General features: G+C 74.3%; 3 protein-coding genes. All 3 read right to left on the bottom strand.

The genetic code is table 11. The features are described 5' to 3' along the window. Positions 1-9,320: type I polyketide synthase (locus DTB53_RS36520; protein WP_112416022.1), on the bottom strand; the 9,320-nt coding region annotated here is incomplete at its 3' end. A gap of 76 nt (positions 9,321-9,396) precedes the next feature. Further along, on the bottom strand, positions 9,397-14,412 hold the full coding sequence (locus tag DTB53_RS36515) for a type I polyketide synthase (protein ID WP_042497542.1): 5,016 nt from the start codon (positions 14,410-14,412) through the stop codon (positions 9,397-9,399). 53 nt (positions 14,413-14,465) lie between these two features. Next, positions 14,466-16,913, bottom strand: a 2,448-nt coding sequence (locus DTB53_RS36510) for an SDR family NAD(P)-dependent oxidoreductase (RefSeq protein WP_146777744.1), incomplete at its 5' end; no start/stop codon positions are given.

Genomic DNA, 16,913 nt, shown 5'->3' with positions numbered 1-16,913 from the left:
GCCCGCACACCCGCAAGCTCCACCAACCCCATCCACGCCGTCAGGAAGGCGACCGGGGTGGCTGCGGCGGTCTCGTACGACCAGCCCTCGGGCAGCCGGGCGAGGAACCGGTGGTCGGTGCGGGCGACGGGTCCGATGGAGTCGGGCAGGAGCCCGAACACGCGGTCGCCGGGGAGCAGGTCCGGGACGCCGGGTCCGGTCTCGACGACGACGCCGGCGGCCTCGTTGCCGATCGCGGGCGCGTCCCCGCCGCCGGGGTACATGCCGAGGGCGATGAGGATGTCGCGGAAGTTGAGGCCTGCGGCGCGGACGGCGACCCGCACCTCGCCGGGGCGCAGGGGCTCGTCCGCGGGGTCGGGCAGCGGCGCCAGCACCAGGTCTTCCAGGGTGCCGGTGCCGCCGCGCACCGCGAGCCGCCAGTTGGGGGCGCCCGAGGGCACGGGCAGCGTGTCGGCGGAGACAGCGCGGGCCAGTCGGGGGCCGAACAACCGGCCTTCGGCGCTGCGGAGTTGACTTTCTCCGGTTGCCACGGCGCTCGCCACCTCGGCCACGTCGTACAGGTCCTGGTCGGTCTCCAGCAGGAAGAACCTCCCCGGGTTCTCGGTCTGCGCGGTCCTGAGCAGACCCCACACCGCCGTGTGGGCGAGGGCTCCGGCCCGGGTGACGGCAGCGAGAGGGGTCGTGTCGTACCGGGTGTCGCCGAGGAGTCGTTGCAGCAGGACCAGGGTGTCGCCGACCGCCCGCCGCACGTCGGCGGCGGGATCCACGTACGTCACGAGGAGTTCGGGTATTCCGCGGGCGGCGACGTCGTCGAGTTCGGATGCCGCGCCGAGGACGACGGCGGCCGGCGCGGGGCCCTCAGCGGCGGCGAGCGGGACCCAGTCGATGCGGTAGAGCGAGTCGTGGCCGGCGGACGACGCGCGCAGGGCCTCCGCGGAGACGGGGCGCAGCGTCAGCGCCTTCACGGACACCACCGGCTCCCCCGCCGCGTCCGCGACGAGCAGCGACACGGAGTCGCCCCCGACCGGGGTGAGACGTACGCGGACGACGGACGCGCCGGAGGCGTGCAGTTCGACCCCGCCGAAGGAGAAGGGAAGCAGGGTGACGCCCTGGTGGGCGTCGACGAGTCCGCCGAGGCCGATGGGGTGCAGGGCGGCGTCCAGCAGCGCCGGGTGCACACCAAAACCGGCGGCGTCCACCCCGTCGGGCAGAGCCACCTCCGCGAAGACCTCCCCGGCACTCCGCCAGGCGGCCCGCAGACCCCGGAAGACCGGCCCGTACGACGAACCGGCATCGGCCAGCTCGTCGTAGAAGGAAGTGAGATCGACCGGCTCCGCGTCGGCGGGCGGCCAGACCGCCAGGTCGTCCGGTTCGGCGCCGACGGGTTCGGTCAGGAGTCCGGTGGCGTGGAGGGTCCAGGTGTCGCCGTCGTCGGGACGCGAGTGCACGGCGACGGGTCGGCCGCCCGTGGCGTCAGGTCCCTCGACCACGACCTGGAGCCGCACACCGCCCCGCTCCGGGAGGATCAGGGGGGCCTGGAGCGTCAGCTCCTCGACCCGGCCGCACCCGACCTCGTCCCCGGCCCGCACCGCGAGCTCCACGAACGCCGTCCCCGGCAGAAGCACCACACCACCGACCTGGTGATCGGCCACCCAGGACTGTGCTCCGCGTCCGACCCGCCCGGTCAGCACCACACTCCCACCGTCGGCCAGCGGAACCGCCGCCCCGAGGAGAGGGTGTCCGGTGCCGGAAAGGCCGAGGCCCACGGGATCGGAGGCGCCGCTGCTGCGCTGGAGCCAGTAGTGGTCGCGCTGGAAGGCATACGTCGGCAGATCAACCCGCCGGCCACCCCCACACAACAACGCCCAGTCAACCGCAACACCACACGCCCACACCCTGCCGATGCCCTCGACCACCGACACAGCCTCGTCACGACCCTTACGACACAACGCCACCAACACCGGACCACCCGGATCAGCCAGCACCTGACCCGCCATCCCCGTCAACGTCGCATCCGGCCCCACCTCCACCAAAGCCGTCAGCCCACGACCCCCCAACTCCCCCACCACATCAGCAAACCGCACCTCAGCACGCGCATGCCGCACCCAGTACTCCACCGAACCGACATCACCACCACCCCCCACCGACGACACAAAATCAACCGACGGAACACCAAACTCCAAAGACTCCAACACCCCCCGGAACTCACCCAACATCGGCTCCATCAACACCGAATGAAACGCATGCGACACACCCAACCGCCGCACCCGAACACCACGCCCCACAAACCCCCCGACAACCTCCTCCACCACACCCCGCACACCCGACACCACCACCGACGACGGACCATTCACCGCCGCCACCGACACCCACTCCCCCCGAGGATGCGCCGCGATCACCTCCACAACCTCCGCCTCCGAAGCACCAACCGCAACCATCACCCCACCCTCCGGCAACCCCTCCATCAACCGCCCACGCGCCTCCACCAACCGCACCGCATCACCCAACGACAACACACCCGCCACATGAGCAGCAGCAACCTCACCCACCGAATGACCAGCCACCACCTCCGGCCGCACACCCCACGACTCCACCAACCGGAACAACGCCACCTCAAAAGCAAACAACGCAGGCTGAGCCCACCCCGTCCGCTCCACCGCCACCTCATCCGGCGACAGCCCCAACAACGACCACACCTCCCGCCACACCCCACCGAACACCGGAAAAGCAGCAGCCAACTCCACACCCATACCAACCCGCTGAGACCCCTGACCCGCAAACAGGAACCCCAACCGACCATCACCCACACCCACCACACCCACAGCCGAAGCCGCACCCTCGACACCGGACGACAACGCCGCCCTCAACCCATCGAGATCACGCCCCACGAACACCGCCCGATGATCCAACCCCGCACGCCCCAACAACGACGCACCCACATCCAGCACACCCACACCAGGCCGCCCACCCACAAACGACGCCAACCGACCCACCTGATCCGCCAACGCCACCTCCGACCGCGCCGACACCACCCACGGCACCACACCAACACCACCAACAGCACCAACAGCCTCAGACGGCTCCACCCCAGGAACGGGCACCACCCCACCCGACGAAACAGGCGCCTGCTCCAACACCACATGCGCATTCGTCCCGCTGATACCGAACCCGGACACCGCCGCCCGACGCGGACGACCCGTCCGGGGCCACTCACGCTCACGCACCAACAACTCCACCGCACCCGACGCCCAATCCACCTCCGGCGACGGCTCCTCCACATGCAACGTCCGCGGCAGGAGGCCCTGGTCCATCGCGAGGACCATCTTCATGACGGAGGCGATGCCGGCGGTCGCCTGGGTGTGGCCGAGGTTGGACTTCAGCGAACCCAGATACAGCGGGTGCCCGTCCGTGCGGTCCTGGCCATAGGTGGCCAGCAACGCCTGCGCCTCGATCGGGTCGCCGAGCTTCGTGCCGGTGCCGTGGGCTTCGACGGCGTCCACGTCGGCGGTGGTCAGTCCGGCGTCGAGGAGAGCCTGGCGGATGACGCGCTGCTGCGAGGGCCCGTTGGGGGCGGTGAGCCCGTTGGACGCACCGTCCTGGTTGACCGCCGAGCCGCGTACCACCGCCAGTACCCGATGGCCGTTGCGGACGGCGTCCGAGAGACGCTCGACGAGCAGGACGCCCGCACCCTCCGCCCAGCCCGTGCCGTCGGCCGAAGCGGCGAACGCCTTGCACCGCCCGTCCGGCGACAGACCACGCTGCCGGCTGAACTCGACGAACACCTCGGCGTCGGGCATGACGGCCACGCCGCCGACGAGGGCCATACCGCACTCGCCGCGCCGGAGGGCCTGGGCGGCGAGGTGCAGCGCCACCAGTGAGGAGGAGCAGGCGGTGTCGACGGTGACCGCAGGGCCTTCGAGGCCGAAGGTGTAGGCGATCCGGCCGGACATGACGCTGGAGGCGTTGCCGGTCATGGTGTAGCCCTCGGCGCCCTCGGGAAGCTGGCCGAGGCTGGTGACGTAACCGCGGTGGCCCGCGCCGACGTAGACGCCGGTGAGGCTGCCGCGCAGGGTGCCGGGGTCGATGCCCGCGCGCTCCATCGCTTCCCAGGACGTCTCCAGCAGCAGCCGCTGCTGCGGGTCCATCGCCAGCGCCTCACGCGGCGAGATCCCGAAGAACCCCGCGTCGAACTCCGCCGCGTCGTACAGGAACCCGCCCTCACGCACGTACGACTTACCCGGGGCGTCCGGGTCCGGGTCGTACAGCGAGTCCACGTCCCAGCCCCGGTTGTCGGGGAAGGGGGCGATGGCGTCGGTGCCGTCGGCGAGGAGCTGCCACAGCTCCTCCGGGGTGGTGACACCGCCCGGCAGCCGGCAGGCCATGCCGACGATCGCGACCGGCTCGTCGGCGTCGACGGGTGCCGCGGGTGCCGGGGCGGCACTGTTCGGGGTGTCGTCGGCGAACAGCTGCTCCTCGATGTGGCGGGCCAGCGCCGCCGGTGTCGGGTGGTCGAAGACGAGGGTCGCGGGCAGGCGCAGGCCGGTGGCCTGGGCGATGCCGTTGCGCAGGTTGACGGCGATGAGGGAGTCCGCGCCGAGGTCGCGGAACGGGCTGCTCGGGGGTACGGCGTCGGGGTCCGAGTGACCGAGGGCCGCGGCGGACTGTTCGCGGACGAGGCGCAGCAGTTCGCGGGCACGGGCGGGCCGGTCGAGTCCGGCGAGTCGCCCGGCCAGGGCGTTGCCGTCGTTGTCGGCGGTGTCGGCGCCGCCTGCGGGGGCGATGGCCCTGCGGGCCTCGGGGACGCCGGTGATCAGCGGGTACGGGCGTACGGAGACGGCGGTGGGGGCGACGCGGGCCCAGTCGATGTCGACGACTCCGACGACGGTGTCTCCCTCGGCGAGGGCGCGGACGAGCGCGGCGACGGCCGTGCCGGGGTCCATGGGCGGGACGCCCTGTGCGCGGAGGCGTTCGCCGATCTCTCCGTCGGCGAGGCCGCCGCCGCCCCACGAGCCCCACATGACGGAGGTCGCGGGCAGGCCGAGGCCGCGGCGGTGGGTGGCGAGTGCGTCCAGGTAGGCGTTGGCGGCGGCGTAGTTGGCCTGGCCGGTGCTCGGGAAGACGCTGGCGAAGGAGGAGTAGAGGACGAATGCCGACAGTTCGGAACCGAGGGTCAGTTCGTGCAGGTGGCGGGCGGCGAGGGCCTTGGCCCGCGCGACGCCTTCGGCACGCTCGGGGGTGAGGGTGTCGATGATGGTGTCGTCGACGACGCCGGCCGTGTGGAAGACGGCGGTGAGCCGTTCTCCGTCGGTGGCGAGGCGGTCCAGCAGGGCGGCGAGGGCGTCGCGGTCCGCCACGTCGCAGGCGGCGAGGGTGATGCGGGCGCCCGACTCGGTGAGTTCACGGGCCAGTTCGGCGGCGCCCGGGGCGTCCGCGCCGCGGCGGCTGGTGAGGACGAGGTGCTCCGCCCCCTCGCGGGCCAGCAGGCGGGCCAGGTGGGCGCCGAGCGCACCGGTGCCGCCGGTGACGAGGGTGGTGCCCTCGGGCCGCCAGGCCGGTGCCGGGCGGTCGGGGCGCGGGGCGCGGACGAGGCGGGCTGCCAGCAGCCCGGACGGCCGGACGGCCAGCTGGTCCTCGCCGTCGGTGCGGGCGAGAGCGGCGGTGAGACGGCGCAGGGCGAGGGTGTCGGCGGTCTCGGGGAGGTCGACGGTGCCGCCCCAGCGCTCCGGGTACTCGAGTGCGGCGACGCGTCCGACACCCCAGGCGGGGGCCTGTTCGGGGTGGGTCAGCCGGTCGTCGGCGCCGGTGGCGACGGCTCCGCGGGTGACGCTCCACAGCGGTGCGTCGTGGGAGTGCCGGCCCAGGTCGCGCAGGAGGGCCAGGGTCGCGAGGGTGCCGCGGCCGAGGGCCGGGTGGTCGGGGTGGGACCGCTGGTCGAGCGGGAGGAGCGAGAGGGCGCCCGCGATCGGGGGCGCGTCGGCGAGTGCGGTGCCGAGGGGACCGGTGAGGCCGTGGTGGGCCGAGGAGCAGTCGACGTCGAGACGGACGACCTCGGCACCGGCCTCGGCCAGGGCACGGGCGCAGGCGTCCGCCCAGTGGGCGACGGCGTGCGCGTCGGTGTGCGGGGCTTCGGGGCCCGGTGCGCCGTTGCCCGGTGTCTCGTCGCCGGTCTCCGGGACGTCCGGGAGCCGCGGTACGACGAGGAGCCAGGTGCCGTCGAGGCGTGGGGCGTCGCCGTGCTCGGGGAGGTTCTGCCAGCTGAGGTGGTAGCGCCAGGCGTCCACGGCGGACTGCTCGCGGCTGCGGGTGCGCCACGCCGACAGGGCGGGGAGCAGGTCGCTCAGCCGGTCGGCGTCGAGTTCGAGGGTGTGGGCGAGCCCTTCGAGGTCCTCGCGTTCCACGGCGTCCCAGAACCCGGCCTCGACGACGTCGGCGGCGCCGACCGCCTCGGCGGTCTCGGGGTCGATGTTCTCCAGCCAGTAGCGGGTGCGCTGGAAGGCATAGGTGGGCAGGTCGGCGGCGGGGGCGGCGCCGTCGAGGAGCGGCGTCCAGTCGACGCGCAGGCCGTGGACGAACGCCTCGGCGAGCGAGGTGACGAACCGCGCGGCGTCGCCCTCGCCGCGCCGGAGCGAGCCGACGGCGGCGATGTCGGCGGCGGTCGCGTCGGCGGTCTGGGACAGGCCGAGGGTGAGGACGGGGTGGGCGCTGCACTCGATGAAGCCGGTGTAGCCGTCGGCGACGAGGGCGCGGGTCGCGGTCTCGAACTCGACGGTCTGCCGGAGGTTGCGCACCCAGTAGGCGGCGTCGAGCCCGGTCGTGTCGATGACGGCGCCGGTGACGGTGGAGTAGAACGGCACCTCGGCGGCGCGGGGGGCCACGGGGGCGAGGACGTCGAGGAGTTCGTCGCGGATCGACTCGACGTGGGAGGAGTGCGAGGCGTAGTCGACGGCGACGCGGCGGACCCGGACGTCCTGTGCGGTGAGCGTGGCGAGGTACGCGTCGAGGGCGTCGGGCTCGCCGGAGACGACGGTCGAGGAGGGGCCGTTGACCGCGGCGACGGCCAGTCGGGTCCCGTAGCCGTCGATCTGCTCGCGGACGGTCGTGGCGGGGAGGGCGACGGAGGCCATGCCGCCCCGGCCGGCGAGCCGTTGACCGATGACACGGCTGCGTTCGGCGACGACGCGGGCGCCGTCCTCCAGGGAGAGCGCACCGGCGACGACGGCCGCGGCTATCTCGCCCTGCGAGTGGCCGACCACCGCGGCCGGGGTGACGCCGAAGGACCGCCACAGGCGGGCGAGGGAGACCATGATCGCCCAGGAGGCGGGCTGGACGATGTCGACGCGGGCGAGGTCGCCGGCGAGTTCGGCGCGCAGGTCCCAGTCCACGAACGGGGCGAGCGCCTCCGCGCAGTCGCCCAGCGCCCGGTCGAACTCCGGGAATTCGGAGGCCAGTTCCAGTCCCATGCGGGCCCATTGGGCGCCCTGTCCGGGGAAGACGAAGACGGCCCTGTCGGTGACGGCGCCGGTGCCGGTGACGGTTCCGGCGGCTGCGGCGCCGGAGGCGACGGCCTCCAGGCCGGCGAGCAGTTCGGCACGGTCGTCGGCCACCACGACGGCCCGCTGTTCGAGGGCGGCGCGGGTGGTGGCCAGGGCGGCGGCCACGTCGGCGGGGGCGAGCTGGGGGTGTTCGCGCAGATGGGCCAGCAGGCGGCCGGCCTGGGCGCGCAGTCCGTCCGCGGTCCTGGCGGAGACGGTCCAGGGCACGACGGCGGGGGCGGCGGTCTGCGCGGCGGCGGCCCGGGGCTGCTTCGGGGAGGTCTGTCCGGCGGCGGCGCCTTCGGGCGTCGTGGTGGCGGCGGTCGCGTCCCGGTCGGGCGCGGCGTCGGCGGCTGCCTCCGCCTCGGCCCCCGCCGTCTCCGCTTCCTCCAGGATGATGTGGGCGTTGGTGCCGCTGATGCCGAACGAGGAGACGCCGGCGCGGCGCGGTTCACCGGTCTCCGGCCAGGGGCGGGACTCGGTGAGCAGCGAGACGTCGCCCGCGGTCCAGTCGATGTGCGGCGACGGCTCCTCGGCGTGCAGGGTCCGGGGCAGCACGCCGTGGCGGAGCGCCATGACCGTCTTGATCACACCGGCGACGCCGGCGGCGGCTTGCGCGTGGCCGATGTTGGACTTGTAGGAGGTCAGGTGCAGCGGCCGGCCGGTGGGGCGGCCCTGGCCGTACGTGGCCATGAGGGCGTGCGCCTCGATGGGGTCGCCCAGCGGGGTGCCCGTGCCGTGGGCCTCGACCAGGTCGACGTCCGCCGTGGTGAGCCGGGCGTCGCCGAGCGCCGCACGGATGACGCGCTGCTGCGCGGGGCCGTTGGGGGCGCTCAGACCGTTGGACGCACCGTCCTGGTTGACGGCCGAGCCGCGGATGACCGCGAGGACCCGGTGCCCGTTGCGGCGGGCTTCGGAGAGGCGCTCCAGCAGCAGCACGCCGATGCCCTCGGCGAGCCCGAGGCCGTCCGCCCCGGCGCCGAACGCCTTGCAGCGGCCGTCCTTCGACAGGCCGCGCTGGCGGCTGAAGGCGACGAACCCCTCGGGCGTGGAGAGCACCGCGGACCCGCCGGCGAGGGCCATGCCGCAGTCGCCGTGCCGCAGGGCGAGGCAGGCGAGGTGGAGGGCGACGAGCGAGGAGGAGCACGCGGTGTCGAGGGTGACGGCGGGGCCCTCCAGGCCGAAGGTGTAGGCGATGCGGCCCGAGGTGACGCTGGAGTTGCTGCCGGTCAGCAGGTGTCCCTCGACACCGTCGGGGACCGTGCCGAGGTGCGCCGCGTAGTCGGGCCGATTGCCGCCGATGAAGGTGCCGATGCGGCGGCCCCGTACGCCCGTGGGGTCGAGCCCGGCCCGTTCGAAGACCTCCCAGGAGGTTTCCAGGAGCAGCCGCTGCTGGGGGTCCATCGCCAGCGCCTCACGCGGCGAGATCCCGAAGAGGCCGGCGTCGAAGCGGGAGGCGTCGTAGAGGAAACCGCCGTCGCGGACGTACGTCTTGCCGGGGGCGTCGGGGTCGGGGTCGTAGAGGCCCTCGACGTCCCAGCCCCGGTCGGTGGGGAGGTGGGAGACGGCGTCGACGCCGTCCTCGACCATCCGCCACAGGTCCTCGGGGGAGCTGACGCCGCCGGGGAACCGGCAGGCCATGCCCACGATCGCGATGGGCTCGTGGGCGGCGTCCTCGGCGTCCCGCAGGCGCTGACGCGTCTCGTGCAGGTCCGCGGTCACCCACTTGAGGTAGTCACGGAGCGTCTTCTCGCTGTTGGCCACTGGTGTCTCCCACGCGTCGTTCACGGTGTAGCGGTCGGCAGGTCTGGGCGCCGGGCGGGGGCGGAGGGGGAGCCTCCCGCCCGGCGGGTCGGGGGGCCGCTCAGGAGCGGCCGAACTCCCGGCGGATGAACTCGAACATCTCCTCGTCGCTGGCCGATTCGAGGTGCTCGGCGACGGAGGCGGGCCCGTCGTCCTGTGCTCCCTCGTCGGCGGTCCAGCGGTCGAGGAGGGCGCGCAGGCGTGCGGTGACGGGCGCGCGGTCGGCCGGGTCGGTGTCGAGTCGGGCCAGGACGGTTTCCAGGCGGTCGAGCTGGGCGTGCAGGGCTTCGGTGGTGGCGGGTCCGTCGTCGAGGAGCTCGGCGCGCAGCAGCACGGCGACCGCGGCCGGGGTGGGGTGGTCGAAGACGAGCCCGGCGGGGAGCCGCAGGCCGGTCGCGCGGCTGAGGCGGTTGCGCAGTTCGACGGCGGTGAGCGACTCGAAGCCGAGGTCCCGGAAGGCGCGGGCGGGCAGCACCTCGCCGGGCCCGTCGTGGCCCAGCGCCGCAGCGGCGTGCTCGCGCACCAGGTCGAGCAGGTGGCGGTCGGCCTCCTCCGCGGTGAGCGCGGAGAGCTTCTCCCGCAGGGTGTGGGACTCCTCTGCGTCGTCCGTGGTGCGCTTCTCGCTCTCCGCGATCCGCTCCAGGGCCGCGCGGGCCTCGGGCAGGTCGTCGAGGAGGCGGGTGGGGCGCGCCATGGTGAAGAGGGAGACGAAGCGGTCCCATTCGATGTTGGCGAGGGCGACGTTGACGTCGTCGTGGTCGACCGCCTGGCGGAACGCCTCGATGCCGAGGTCGGGTTCCAGGAACGGCAGCCCCTGCGCCTGGGCGCGTTCGCTGATGGCCATGCGCTCGGCGGCGTAACTCTCCTGGATGTCCACGGGCCGCCACACGCCCCAGGCCAGTGAGGCGGCGGTCTGCCCGCGTGCGCGGCGCTGTTGTGCCAGGGCGTCCAGGTGGGCGTTGGCCGCGGCGTAGGAGCCGTGCAGTCCACTGCCCCAGAAGGCGGCGATGGAGGAGTAGAGCACGAAGGCGTCGAGGTCGTGGCCCTCGAAGACGCGGTCGAGGTTCCTGGCTCCGCGGATCTTCGCGTGGTAGGCGCTCTCGAACTCCTCGACGGTGGTCTCCAGGAGCGGGCCGAGGTCGATGTGCGCGGCGGTGTGGACGACCGCGGTGACGGGCGGGCCGTCGGCCTCGACCCGGGTGACGAGTGCGGCCAGTTCGTCGTGGTCGGCGATGTCGCAGCCGGCGATGGTGACGCGGACGCCGAGGCCGGTGAGTTCCGCTTCGAGGGCGTCGGCGCCGGGTGCGTCGGGGCCCCGGCGGCTGGTGAGGACCAGGTGTTCGGCGCCGTTGCGGGCGAGCCAGCGGGCGAGGAGTTTGCCGAGGGCGCCGGTGCCGCCGGTGATGAGGACGGTGCCGCGCGGCCGGTAGTCGCGGGCGGGGGTGCGGTCGGCGGCGAGGTCGCGGACCATCCGCCGGCCGAGGGGGCGCCCGCCGCGGACGGCGATCTGGTCCTCGGCGTCGGTGCGGCGCAGCGCGGCGGTGATCTCGGTGACGGCGGTCGCGTCGTCGGTGTCGGGGGCGAGGTCGACGAGGCCGCCCCAGAGGCGGGCGTTCTCCAGTGCGGCGACCCGGCCCATGCCCCACAGTTCGGCCGGTACGGGCTCGGCGGGGGTGATGTCGTCGGTGGCGACGCCGCCCCGGGTGACGCACCACAGGGGTGCGGTGAGGTCGGTGTCGGCGAGCGCCTGGAGCAGGGCGAGGGTGCCGAGTGTGGCGGTGCTGAGCGTCGGGCTGCCGGGCAGCGGGGAGCCGTCGAGGGACCACAGGCTGAGCACGCCGGTGAGGTCCCGGCCGTCGCCGACGGCCTCGTGGAGGCGGGCGGCGAGCTTGCCCCGGTCGGCGTCGGCGGCGGCGACCGGCAGGAGGTGCGCGTCGGCGCCGGCGGCCTCCAGCCCCCGCAGCGTCGCGTCGACGAACGGTACGGCCACGTGGTCCTCGGGGACGACGAGGAGCCAGGTCCCGGCCAGTGCCGGGGCGGTGGAGGCCGGGGCGAGCGGACGCCAGGCGGTCTTGTAGCGCCAGGCGTCGACGGTGGCCTGCTCGTGCCGGTTACGCCGCCAGGCGCCCAGGGCGGGCAGCAGTTCGGGCAGCCCGGCCCCGTCGGCGAGGCGGAGGGTCTCGGTGACGGCGGACAGGTCGCCCCGCTCGACGGCCTCCCAGAAGCGGGCCTCCGCACGGTCCGCGGGCGGTGCCGCGGAGTGCGCGACGGGCTGCGGCTCCAGCCAGTAGCGCTTGTGCTGGAAGGCGTACGTGGGCAGGGGCGTGGTGCCGGTGCCGGGGTGTGCGGGGGTCCAGTCGACGGTGGCGCCGTGGGTGAACGCCTCACCGAGGGAGGTCAGGAACCGGTCGTGACCGCCGTCGTCGCGGCGCAGGGAGGAGACGGTGACGACATCGGGGCCGGCGGTCTCCTCGATGGCGAGGGAGAGCACCGGATGGGCGGCGGCCTCCACGAAGAGGGTGTGGCCGGCGTCCACGAGCTGCCGGGTGACCTGGGCGAACTCCACGGTCCCGCGCAGGTTGCGGACCCAGTAGGCGGCGTCGAGGGCGGTGGTGTCGAGGGCGCGGGCGTCGACGGTGGAGTGGAACGGCACCCGGGAGGAGCGGGGGGTGATCCCGGCGAGTTCGGCCAGGAGTTCGTCCCGGACGGCCTCGACCTGCGGGGAGTGGGAGGCGTAGTCGACGGGGACGACGCGGGCGCGGACGCCGTCGGCCTCGCAGCCGGCGACGAGTTCGGCGATCGCGTCGGGGTCTCCGGAGACGACGGTGGCGCGGCTGCCGTTGACGGCCGCGACCCCCAGCCGGTCGGCCCAGGGCCGCAGCCGTTCCTCGGCGTCCTCGCGTCCGAGCGCCAGGGAGGCCATGCCGCCGAGGCCGGCCAGGCTGCGGCCGATGACGCGGCTGCGCCGGGCGACGACGAGGGCGCCGTCCTCCAGGGACAGCGCGCCGGCGACGACGGCGGCGGCTATCTCGCCCTGCGAGTGGCCGACGACGGCGGCGGGCTCCACCCCGTGTGCCCGCCACAGCTCGGCGAGCGAGACCATGACGGCCCAGGAGGCGGGCTGCACGATGTCCACCCGGTCGAGGGGGCCGCCGAGTTCGGTGAGCAGGTCCCAGTCGACGTGGGGTCGCAGCGCCGTCGCGCAGGCGCGCAGGGAGGCGGCGAAGGCGGGTTCGGCGTCGGCGAGGGCCAGCGCCATGCCGGACCACTGGGCGCCCTGCCCGGGGAAGACGAAGACGGGGCGGGCGGCGCCCTCGCGTACGGAGCCGGTGGCGACGGCCGCACCGGTGGCGGTGACGTTGCCTCCCGTCGTCGTGGTGAGGGCGGCGAGCCCTTCGAGGAGGGCGTCCGGGCTGCCGCCGACGACGACGGCCCGGTGGTCCAGGGCGGCCCGGCCGGTGGCGAGGGACCGGGCCACGGCGGCGGGGTCGGTGGCGGGGCGGTCGCCGAGGAACGTGTGCAGCCGGGCGGCCTGGTCGCGCAGGGCCGCCTCGGTGGCGCCGGACACCGCCCAGGCGAGGGCCCTGCCGCGGGCGGACGCCGTCTCCCCGGTGGCGGCCTGCTCGTCGCCCGTCCCGCCGGCGGGGGCGGCAGCGGGCGCGGTGCTTTCCGCCGGGTCCGGCTGTTCGAGGATCACGTGGGCGTTGGTGCCGCTCATGCCGAACGCGGAGACACCGGCGCGGCGCGGCCGGTCCCGGTCGGGCCAGGGCAGGTTCTCGGTCAGCGGGGCGACGGAACCGTCGGACCAGTCGACCTCGGAGGTCAGCCGCGCGGTGTGGAGGGTGCGCGGCAGCACACCGTGCCGTATCGCCTGGATGGTCTTGATGACGCCGCCCACTCCCGCGGCGGCCTGGGCGTGGCCGACGTTCGACTTGAGCGAGCCGATCCACAGGGGCCGTTCCCGGGGGCGGTTGCGGCCGTAGGTGGCGAGCAGCGCCTGTGCCTCGATCGGGTCGCCGAGCTTGGTGCCGGTGCCGTGCGCCTCGACGGCGTCTATCTGGTCGGGGGCCAGCCGGGCGTCCTCCAGCGCCGCTTCGATGACGCGTGCCTGGGCGGGGCTGCTGGGTGCGGTGAGCCCGTTGGAGGCGCCGTCCTGGTTGATGGCGGAGCCGCGCACGACGGCCAGCACCTCGTGGCCGTTGCGCCGGGCGTCGGCGAGCCGCTCCACCAGCAGGAGCCCGACGCCCTCGCCGAGGCCCATGCCGTCGGCGTCCTCGGAGAACGCCCGGCAGCGGCCGTCGGCGGACAGCCCGCGCTGCCGGCTGAAGCCCACGAACTCGGCGGGCGTCGACATCACCGCGACGCCACCGGCCACGGCGAGTTCGCACTCGCCCCGGCGCAGCGCCTGCACGGCCAGGTGAAGGGCGACCAGCGAGGACGAGCAGGCGGTGTCGAGGGTGACGGCGGGCCCTTCCAGGCCGAACGCGTAGGCGATGCGGCCGGAGACGACGCTCGCCGCGCCGCCGGTCAGCAGGTGCCCTTCGAAGCCCTCGGGCACGGTGGTCAGACCGGAGCGGTAGTCCAGCGGGTTCGCACCGACGAACGTGCCGACGCTCTGGCCGCGCAGCGACAGGGGGTCGATGCCGCCGCGTTCGAACACCTCCCAGGCCGTTTCGAGGACGAGCCGCTGCTGGGGGTCCATGGCGAGCGCCTCGCGCGGCGAGATGCCGAACAGCCCCGGGTCGAAGCGGTCGGCGCCGTCGAGGAAGCCGCCCTGGGTGACGTAGGTGGTGCCCTCCCGGTCGGCGTCGGAGTCGTGCAGCGCGGCGAGGTCCCAGCCGCGGTCGGCGGGGAAGGCGCTGATCGCGTCGCCGCCCCCGCTGACGAGCCGCCACAGGTCCTCCGGGTCGCGTACGCCGCCGGGGAAGCGGCAGGCCATGGCGACGACGGCGATCGGCTCGTGGTCACGGGACTCGGCCTCGCGCAGCCGCTGCTGGGTCTGCTGGAGGTCGGTGGTGACCTTCCGCAGGTAGTCGAGGAGTTTTTGCTCGTCGGCCGGCGTGGACGTGTTCGACATGGTGGGCTCTCCAGTCAGGCGTTCGGGTCGTTGGGGGGCGGGGTGCGTCTCGGTCATGAGGCGCCCAGTCCCCTGTCGATCAGGTCGAACAGTTCGTCGGCGGATGCCGAGGCGACGTCCACCGGGGCCGTGTCGTCCGCGTGCGCGGCGGGGGCTCCGGCCGCGGGCCCGTCGCCCTCGGACCAGCTCCACAGCAGGCCCTGGAGCCTCCGGGCGAGCTGCTGCCTGGTGGCGGGGTCCGGCGGGGCGGCGGCCAGGGCCGTCTCGAAGTCGCCGAACCGCACGAGGGCGAGCGGCTGTGCCGAGGCGTCGTCCGGCAGCAGCAGGACGCGCAGCCGTTCGGCGAGCTCCACGGGCGACGGGTGGTCGAACACCACCGTGGCGGGCAGTTTCTGACCGGTCGTGGCGGCGAGCCGGTTGCGCAGCTCGACCGCCGTCAGCGAGTCGAACCCCATCTCCCGGAACGCCCGTCCGGCGTCGACGGACTCCGCCTGCGGACCGTGCCCGAGCACGGCCGCCGCCTGGGCGCGGACCATGTCCAGCAGGAGGTGGTCCTGTTCGGGACGGGAGAGGCCTTCGAGCCTCCGGGCGAGGTCGCCGCCCACGGCGGGCGCGGCCTCCTCCTCCGGGGCCGCCAGCGCACGCGCGGCCTCGGGGACCTCCGCGAGCAGTGCGGACTCCCGGGCCATGGTGAACAGCGCGACGAAGCGGTCCCAGTCCACGTCCGCGACGGCCACCACCGTCTCGTCGTGGTCGATGATCCGTCGCAGTGCGGTGAACGCGGCGTCCGCGTCGAGCAGCGGCAGCCCGTGCCGGCTGGACTTCTCGTTCTTCAGCGCGCGCATCTCGGTGTTGCGCTCGTCCCAGTCGTTCGCCGCGTCCCAGATGCCCCACGCGACGGACGTGGCGCGCAGCCCCCGCGCCCGGCGACGCTCGGCGAGCGTGTCCAGGTGGGCGTTGGCCGCGGCGTAGGCGCCATGGTCGCCACTGCCCCAGAAGCCGGCGATCGACGAGAAGAGCACATAGGCGTCGAGGTCCCGCTCGGCGAAGATCGCGTCCAGGTTCTCGGCTCCGAGCACCTTGGCGCGGCAGATCTCCGAGAGCGTGCCGGGCGTGGTGTCCGCGAGCATGCCCAGTTCGATGTGGGCCGCCGCGTGCACGACGGCGGTGACGGGCGGCCCGTCCGCTTCGACCTCCCGTACGAGGGCGGCGAGGGCGTCACGGTCGGCGATGTCGCACGCCGCGAACGTCACCCGGGCGCCCAGCTCCTCGATGACGGCGGCCAGTTGGGGTGCCCCGATCGCGTCCTTGCCGCGCCGGCTGACCAGCACCAGGTGTTCGGCACCGCCCCGCGCCAGCCAGCGCGCGAGGTGCCCGCCGATGCCACCGCTGCCACCGGTCACGAGCACGGTGCCGCGCGGCGTCCATGTGCGGCCCGGCGCCCGGCCGACGAGCGCGGAACGCACGAGACGGCGTCCGAACACTCCGGCGGCCCGTACGGCGATCTGGTCCTCGCCCGAGGGCGCGGCCAGCGCCCCGACAGCGAGCCTCAGCGCCCGCTCGTCCACCACGGCCGGCAGGTCCATCAGCCCGCCCCACAGCTTCGGGTGCTCCAGAGCCGCCACACGGCCCCAGCCCCAGAGCTGGGCCTGCGCGGCACCGGAGAGCCCGTCCGAGTCCGACACGGCCACGGCGTCACGAGTGAGGAGCCACAGCGGGGCCTCGGCGCCGAGGTCGTGCAGTGCTTGCAGAAGGGCGAGGCTCCCGAGGGAACCGCCCGTCAGAGCGGGGAAGTCGGGGTGCGGGACGTCATCCAGACCCCACAGGGCGACCACGCCGGAGAACGGCACGTCCCCGTCGGCCGCTTCGGAGATACGGGTGGCGAGCGCGGTGCGGTCGGCGTCCCCGGCGGACACCTCCAGCAGACGGACGTCCGCTCCCCTGTCCTCCAGGGCCCGGACGAGCGCGGGTGTGGTCGCCCCCTCCCGCTCGGCCGCCGGTGAGACGACGAGCCAGGTTCCGGAGAGAGCCGATCCGTCGTCGTCGCCGAGGTCGGTGAGGGGCCGCCAGGCGGTCTTGTAGCGCCAGGAGTCGATCACGGAATCCTGACGGCCGGCCCGCCGCCAGGACGCGAGGGCGGGAAGCAGAGGCCGCAGCTCCTCGCCGTCGAGATCCAGCGAATCCGCCAGCGACTCCAGGTCCTCGCGCTCGACGGCCTCCCAGAACCGGTCCTCCACCTCGTCCCGCGGCACACCCGCCGACGCCGGCAGTTCACCCGACTCCAGCCAGAAACGGCTGCGCTGGAACGGATACGTCGGCAGGTCGACGGTGTCCCCCGAAGCGGCCACCAGGGAACCCAGGTCGACGGGCAGACCTTCGACGAAGGCCTGTGCCAGCGACGTCACGAACCGCTGAGCCCCACCGTCCTCACGGCGCAGGGACCCGACCACCGTGGACGCGCCGGACTCCTCCACACCCATGGCGAGGACGGGGTGGGCGCT

This window comes from Streptomyces griseus (genome assembly GCF_900460065.1).
In the GTDB taxonomy this organism is placed as follows: Bacteria; Actinomycetota; Actinomycetes; order Streptomycetales; family Streptomycetaceae; genus Streptomyces; species Streptomyces griseus.
Note: the sequence above shows the minus strand (reverse complement) of the source record. Positions and strands in the feature narration are given on the sequence as shown.

What these genes read in the sequence shown, in the direction of transcription:
- DTB53_RS36515 (WP_042497542.1), bottom strand. Translation starts at nt 14,412, where the DNA reads ATGTCGAACACGTCCACGCCGGCCGACGAGCAAAAACTCCTCGACTAC.